General features: G+C 74.5%; 5 protein-coding genes and 1 pseudogene. 2 read left to right on the plus strand and 4 right to left on the minus strand.

Features of this window, described 5'->3' with window-relative positions:
* From MNZ39_RS22990 to MNZ39_RS23005, 4 genes and pseudogenes are all read right to left on the minus strand, one after another.
* Positions 1-597, minus strand: a pseudogene (locus MNZ39_RS22990) (hypothetical protein); the annotation flags it as partial.
* Between the two features lie 5 nt (positions 598-602).
* On the minus strand, positions 603-1,097 hold the full coding sequence (locus tag MNZ39_RS22995; protein WP_242341425.1) for an HIT domain-containing protein: 495 nt from the start codon (positions 1,095-1,097) through the stop codon (positions 603-605).
* A gap of 13 nt (positions 1,098-1,110) precedes the next feature.
* Complete coding sequence (sppA, locus tag MNZ39_RS23000; RefSeq protein ID WP_242341426.1) at positions 1,111-2,223, minus strand: signal peptide peptidase SppA; 1,113 nt, start codon at positions 2,221-2,223, stop codon at positions 1,111-1,113.
* Positions 2,224-2,278: 55 nt separating this feature from the next.
* On the minus strand, positions 2,279-4,069 hold the full coding sequence (locus MNZ39_RS23005) for an SLC13 family permease (RefSeq protein WP_242341427.1): 1,791 nt from the start codon (positions 4,067-4,069) through the stop codon (positions 2,279-2,281).
* A gap of 155 nt (positions 4,070-4,224) precedes the next feature.
* Between MNZ39_RS23005 and MNZ39_RS23010 the strand changes: the two genes are divergently transcribed.
* The gene (locus MNZ39_RS23010; RefSeq protein WP_242341428.1) at positions 4,225-4,653 is read left to right on the plus strand and encodes a chemotaxis protein CheW; all 429 of its coding nucleotides are present in this window, start codon (positions 4,225-4,227) and stop codon (positions 4,651-4,653) included.
* On the plus strand, positions 4,650-5,532 hold an 883-nt coding region (locus MNZ39_RS23015), incomplete at its 3' end, for a protein-glutamate O-methyltransferase CheR (protein WP_242341429.1). The genes MNZ39_RS23010 and MNZ39_RS23015, both read left to right, overlap by 4 nt.

Consider the following 5,532-nt stretch of genomic DNA (forward strand, 5'->3'; position numbering starts at 1 on the left):
GTCGGCGCGGAGCGCCTCCGCGGCGAGCGCGGTCGCCTCGGCCGGCGCGCGGGCGAACGCCTCGCGGGCGGCGGCGGCGAGGAGGTGCGCGAGCACGGGATCGGCGCCCTCGATCGCGAGCGCGCGCTGGGCCGAGATCGCGCCGGGCAGATCCCCGGCGTCCACGAGCACGTCGCGGAGCCCCTCCCACGCCGTGCGATCCGCCGGACCGAGCTTGCGGTAGATCTCCACGGCCTCGGCGAGCATCCCGCTCCGCCGGTAATCCTCGGCGAGCTCGCGCTCGACCTCCGCGCGGCGGGCGGGATCGAGCGCCGGCCCGAGCAGCATGTTCCGGTGGAGGCGGACCGCCCGCGAGAGATCGCCGGTGCGCCGGAAGAGCTGGCCGAGCGCGAGGTAGGTCTCGACGGCCTCCGGGCTGCCGAGCCGGGCGGCGTCGGAGAGCGCCTCGATCGCAGCGTCCGGGTCGCCGGAGATCACCGAGCGGACGCCCTTCAGGTAGGCCTGGGCCTCGTCTCGGCGACGGCGCAGCCGGTCCCACAGGAGCACGGCGGCCGCCGCGAAGGACACCGCGGCGAGGGCGACCCAGGCGTCGGTCACGGGTCCTAGCGGACGCCGGCGAAGCCGGCGTGGAGCCGTTCCCACGCGGCGTCGAGCGCCTCGACCACGACGCGCTGGTCCGCGAGCACGGGCATGAAGTTGTTGTCCCCCGTCCAGCGCGGGACCACGTGCCAGTGCAGGTGATCGGCGATGCCCGCGCCGGCGGAGCGGCCGAGGTTCATCCCCACGTTCATCCCGTCCGGGCGGTACACCGCGCGCACGACCTCGACGGCGCGGCGCAGCTCGTCCTGCAGGTCCGCCCACCCATCCCGCTCCAGGGCGCCGAGGTCGGCGACGTGGGCGCGGGGGATCACCATCACGTGACCCGAGTTGTAGGGGAAGCGGTTGAGGCAGGTGAACGCGTGCGCGCTCCGGTGGACGAGGAGGTTCTCGCGGTCGCGCGACTCGGGCGCAGCGGGGAAGTCGCAGAAGATGCAGCCCGTCGGCTTCTCGGCGCGGATGAACTCCATCCGCCAGGGCGCCCAGAGCGGCTGTTCCATGTCGGCCTCGAGATCAGCGCGCGAGGAAGTAGACCCCGGGCTCCTGCGCGGCGGAGGCGCCCTTCTGGATGCGCGCGGCGACCGCGTCCGCGGCGGCTCCAGCCGCGCTGCCCACGAGCTGCTCGAGGAACGCGCCCCGCTCGTCCGCCGGGTACACGAGGTGCGGTTCGCCGGAGAGCTTCGCCTCCGTCTTCGCGAGCTCGACCGCGTCGTAGAAGTTGCCGAGCGCGTCGACGAGCTTGAGGGCCTTCGCCTGCTCGCCCGTGATGACCCGCCCGTCGGCGAACTTCCGGACGGCCGCCTCGTCGAGGCCGCGCCCCTTCGCCACGGCGCGGACGAACTGGGCGTAGACCTGGTCGATGAGCGACTGCCAGTAGGCGCGCTCCTCGGCGCTCATCTCGGAGAAGGGATTGCCCGCGTCCTTGAGGGCGCCGCTCTTCACCGTCTCCATCTTGATGTCCCAGCGGTCGAGCAGCCCCTTCACCTTGGGGAACTGCGTGATGACGCCGATGGAGCCGGTGAGCGTGCCGGGCTCCGCGACGACCTTGGGGCAGGCGACGGCGACGTAGAAGCCGCCGGACGCGGCGAGGTTCCCCATCGAGCAGACCACGGTCTTCTTCTGCGCGAGCTTCTTCACCTCGTCGTGGATCTCCTGCGACGGCGCGACCGCGCCGCCGGGCGAGTCGATCCGGACGACCACCGCCTTGAGCCCGTCGTCCTCCCCGACCTTGCGGAGCTGCTTCAGGATGCGATCGGCGTCGGCGCCGCCGGGGCCGGTCGCGATCGCTCCCTTCACCTCGATGATCGCGATGCGCGGGCCGGAGGCGATGGACGGCGACTCCCCCTTCACCACGCTGTAGGCGAGGAAGAGGAACCCGAAGAACACGAGGAACAGCCCGCCGAAGATGAAGGCGACGATCCCGATGGCCAGCCGGTCGCGTCGCGGAGGCGGAGGCGGCGGCATCGAGGGGGGCGTCGGCCCCCACCCGGACCCGCCTCCGCCGCCCCACGCCGGAGGCGGCGCGGGCGGAGCGCCCCACTGCGTCGGGCCCACCGGCGGCGTGGCCGGAGGCGTGGCGCCGATCGGCGTCGTGGGCAGAGGCTCGTTCGGGTCGTTCGTGCTCATGGTCGGTCAGGTAAGCATGCGGACCGCGGCGCCGCAACAGATCGCGCGGGCCCAATCAGAACCTCCAGACCACCGGCACGAGGATCGCGAGCAGGACGAGGAGCGCGGCGGTGAGCGGCGCGCCCATCCGCACGAAGTCCAGGAAGCGGTACCTCCCCGGTCCGTACACGAGCACGCAGGACGGCTCGAGCGGCGTGATGAAGGAGAACGAGGCCGCGAGGCAGATCCCGATCGCGAACGGCCGCGGCGCGAGGCCGAGCTGCGCGGCGACCCCGGTCGCGACCGGCAGCAGCACCAGGGCCGCGGCCTGGTTCGACATGGGCGCGGAGAGCACGATGGTGAAGATCATGAGCGCCACGAGCACGCCGCGCGCGCCCACGTGGCCGGCGAGGGGGACGAGGAGCGAGCCGAGCCAGCGCCCTGCGCCGCTCACCTCCATGGCGGTCCCGAGCGCCATCATCGCGCCGATGAGGAGCACCACCCGCCAGTCGACCCGGAACGCCATGCGCGCGTCCACGCAGCGCGTGGCGATCATGAGGAGCATGCCGCACAGCCCGGCCACCGAGAGCGGGACGAGCTTCAGGAGGCCGACCGCGAGGACGGCGACGAAGATCGCCACGGCGAACAGCGCCTTGCGGTAGCGCACCGGCTGGTACTCGACGCTGCCGAGCAGCGTGAGCGTGGTCCCGTCCGCGAGCGCGCGGACGCGCGGGCGCGGGCCGCGCACGAGGAGCACGTCGCCCGCCGCGAGCGGCAGCGTCGACAGCGAGTGCGCGCCGAAGAGCCCGTGCAGGAGCTGCACGCGGGTGAGCCGCTGGATCGCGGGACGCCGCGCGATCGCGAGCGCGACGAGGCCGAAGTGCTCGGCGAAGAACGCCTCCTTGAGCGAGCGGCCGACGAGGCTCGAGCCGACCGGCACCGCCGCCTCCATGAGCACGACGTCCTCGCCCTCGCCCGCCCGCGCCTTCGCCTCGGCGCGCATCTCCAGGCCTCGCAGGTCCTTCACGCGCAGGAGGTCGAGCCGATCCTCCTCGAGCAGGAGCGCGTCGCCCTCGGCGAGGACGAGCTCCGGGGATGCCTCGAGCGCCGCGCCGCCGCGCGTGACCGCGAGCACCCTGAACCCGAGCCCGTGCGTGAGCTCCTCGAGCCGCCTCCCCGCGAAGGGCGAGCCCGCCACGACCGCCACCTCGGCGAGGTACTCGCGCGCCGGCATCGCCTCGTCCTCCTCCCCGCTGCGCTCGGGCAGCAGGAAGGGCGCGAGGAGGAGCACGAGGGCGATCCCGACGACCGCGAGCGGCAGGCCCACCGGCGCGAGCTCGGTGAACCCGATGGCCCCGAGGCCCGTCCTCGCCATCATGGCGCTCACCACGAGGTTCGTGGACGTGCCGATGAGGAAGATCGTGCCGCCCAGCATGGAGGCGTAGGCGAGCGGCATGAGCACGCGGCTCCGCGCGAGCTTCGCCCGGTCGGCCGCGCCGATGACGACGGGCAGGAACGCCGCGGTGGTGACGGTGTTCGAGACGAGCGACGAGAGCGCGGCCACGACGACCATCATCGCGCCCACGAACACCGTCGGCCCGAAGCGGCCCGCGCCCGACATGCGCTGCCCGATGGCCTGCACGACCCCCGTCGAGACCAGCCCCTGCGTCATCGAGAGGAGCGTGAAGATGAGGATGACGGTCTCGTTCGCGAACCCCGCGAAGGCCTGCTCCGGCGTGAGGACGCGGGTCACGGCGAGGAGGGCCACGACCGTGAGGGCGCTCACCTCGAGCGGGATGCGCTCGAGCGCGAACAGCACCACGGCGACGGCGAGGACGGCGAGGACGATCCCGATGGAGAGGGTCATCGGCGCGCCGCCTCCTCCCCCGCCCTGCGGGCGCTCGCTCCGGGGTCGCCCCGAGCGCGGCCGTCGGCTGGGCGGCGGGCGCGGGCGAGCGCACCTTGGGGGAGACGTCCCGCGCGCGCGGGCGGGCAGCGGATCCTCGGGCAGCTCATAAGCTCATGGCGTCCTTCGTCCTGTTCACCGCAGCCTCCCAAACCTTCGCACTGCCCGCGACCTGCGCGCTGCAGGTGCTCCGAATGGCCGCGCCCACGCCGGTCCCGGGCGCCCCGCCGCACGTGCGGGGCGTGCTCGACGTGCACGGCATGCTCGTACCCGTGGTGGACGTGGCGGCGCGGCTCGGCGCGCAGGTCCGGCCCCCGCGCGCGGAGGATCAGCTGCTCGTGGTCGAGATCGCCGGCCGCCGCGTGGCGCTCGAGGTCGAGCGGGTGCTCGAGATCCGCGAGGTGCCGGACGCGGCGGTCTCGCCCTACCCCGAGTGGATCGCGCCCGACCCGCTCGCCGCCGGCCTGGTGCGGCTCCCGCAGGGCACGGTCGTGATCCAGGCGCTCGAGGAGTGGCTCCGCGGGGTCGAGCCGGCGGCGCGATGAGCCCCTCCCCGCCCGCGGCGTCGGATCGCCTGCGCGCCCTCGTCCGGGAGCGCGCGGGCCTCGACCTCACCGGAGTGCGGGCGACGCTCCTCGCGGCGGCGCTCGCGCGCGAGGCGCACGCCGCCGGCTTGCCCGACGGCGAGGCGTTCGCGCTGAGCGTGGTCGACGGCTCGCGGCCGCTCGAGCCGTTCATCGAGGAGCTCACGGTGGGGGAGACCTGGTTCTTCCGCGAGCCGGCGCAGTGGGCGCTCATCGAGCAGGTGATCGTTCCGGAGGGGCTCGCCCGCAGGGCGGGCGGCCCCGAGGCGTTCCGGGCGTGGAGCACGGGGTGCTCGACGGGCGAGGAGCCGTACTCGCTCGCGATCGCGCTGCACGATCGCGGCGTGCGGCACGGCGTCCACCTCGTCGGAACCGACCTGAACGAGTCCGCGCTCGCGCGCGCGCGGCGAGGCGAGTACTCCCTCTGGTCGCTGCGCGGGGCCGCGGACGCCCGGGCGCGCCTTCACCTGCGGGAGATCGACGGTCGGTTCGTGCTCCCGCGGGAGATCGCGGCGCGGGTCCGGTTCTTCCCCCTGAACCTCGCGCGCGGCGAGTACCCGTCGCGGGCGCACGGGCTCGCGGACCTCGACCTGGTCCTGTGCCGGAACGTGCTCATCTACCTCGATCCCGCGCTCGTGCCGGAGATCGCGACGCGCCTCTTCGCGACCCTCGCGCCGGGCGGCTGGCTGCTCACGGGCGCCGCCGACCCGCCGCTCGCGGCGCACGCTCCGTTCACGGTGCGCGCGGGTCCGTTCGGCGTCGCGTACCAGCGCCCGACCGCGCGGGCCGCCCTCCCCGCCGCGGGCCGCCGCGCGGCGCCCGCGGAGGTCGCCGCCCGCG

The sequence above is a fragment of the Anaeromyxobacter sp. SG66 genome, from assembly GCF_022690805.1.
Lineage (GTDB): Bacteria > Myxococcota > Myxococcia > Myxococcales > Anaeromyxobacteraceae > Anaeromyxobacter > Anaeromyxobacter soli.

What these genes read in the sequence shown, in the direction of transcription:
- MNZ39_RS23010 (WP_242341428.1), top strand. Translation starts at nt 4,225, where the DNA reads ATGGCGTCCTTCGTCCTGTTCACCGCAGCCTCCCAAACCTTCGCACTG.
- MNZ39_RS23005 (WP_242341427.1), bottom strand. Translation starts at nt 4,069, where the DNA reads ATGACCCTCTCCATCGGGATCGTCCTCGCCGTCCTCGCCGTCGCCGTG.
- sppA (WP_242341426.1), bottom strand. Translation starts at nt 2,223, where the DNA reads ATGAGCACGAACGACCCGAACGAGCCTCTGCCCACGACGCCGATCGGC.
- MNZ39_RS22995 (WP_242341425.1), bottom strand. Translation starts at nt 1,097, where the DNA reads ATGGAACAGCCGCTCTGGGCGCCCTGGCGGATGGAGTTCATCCGCGCC.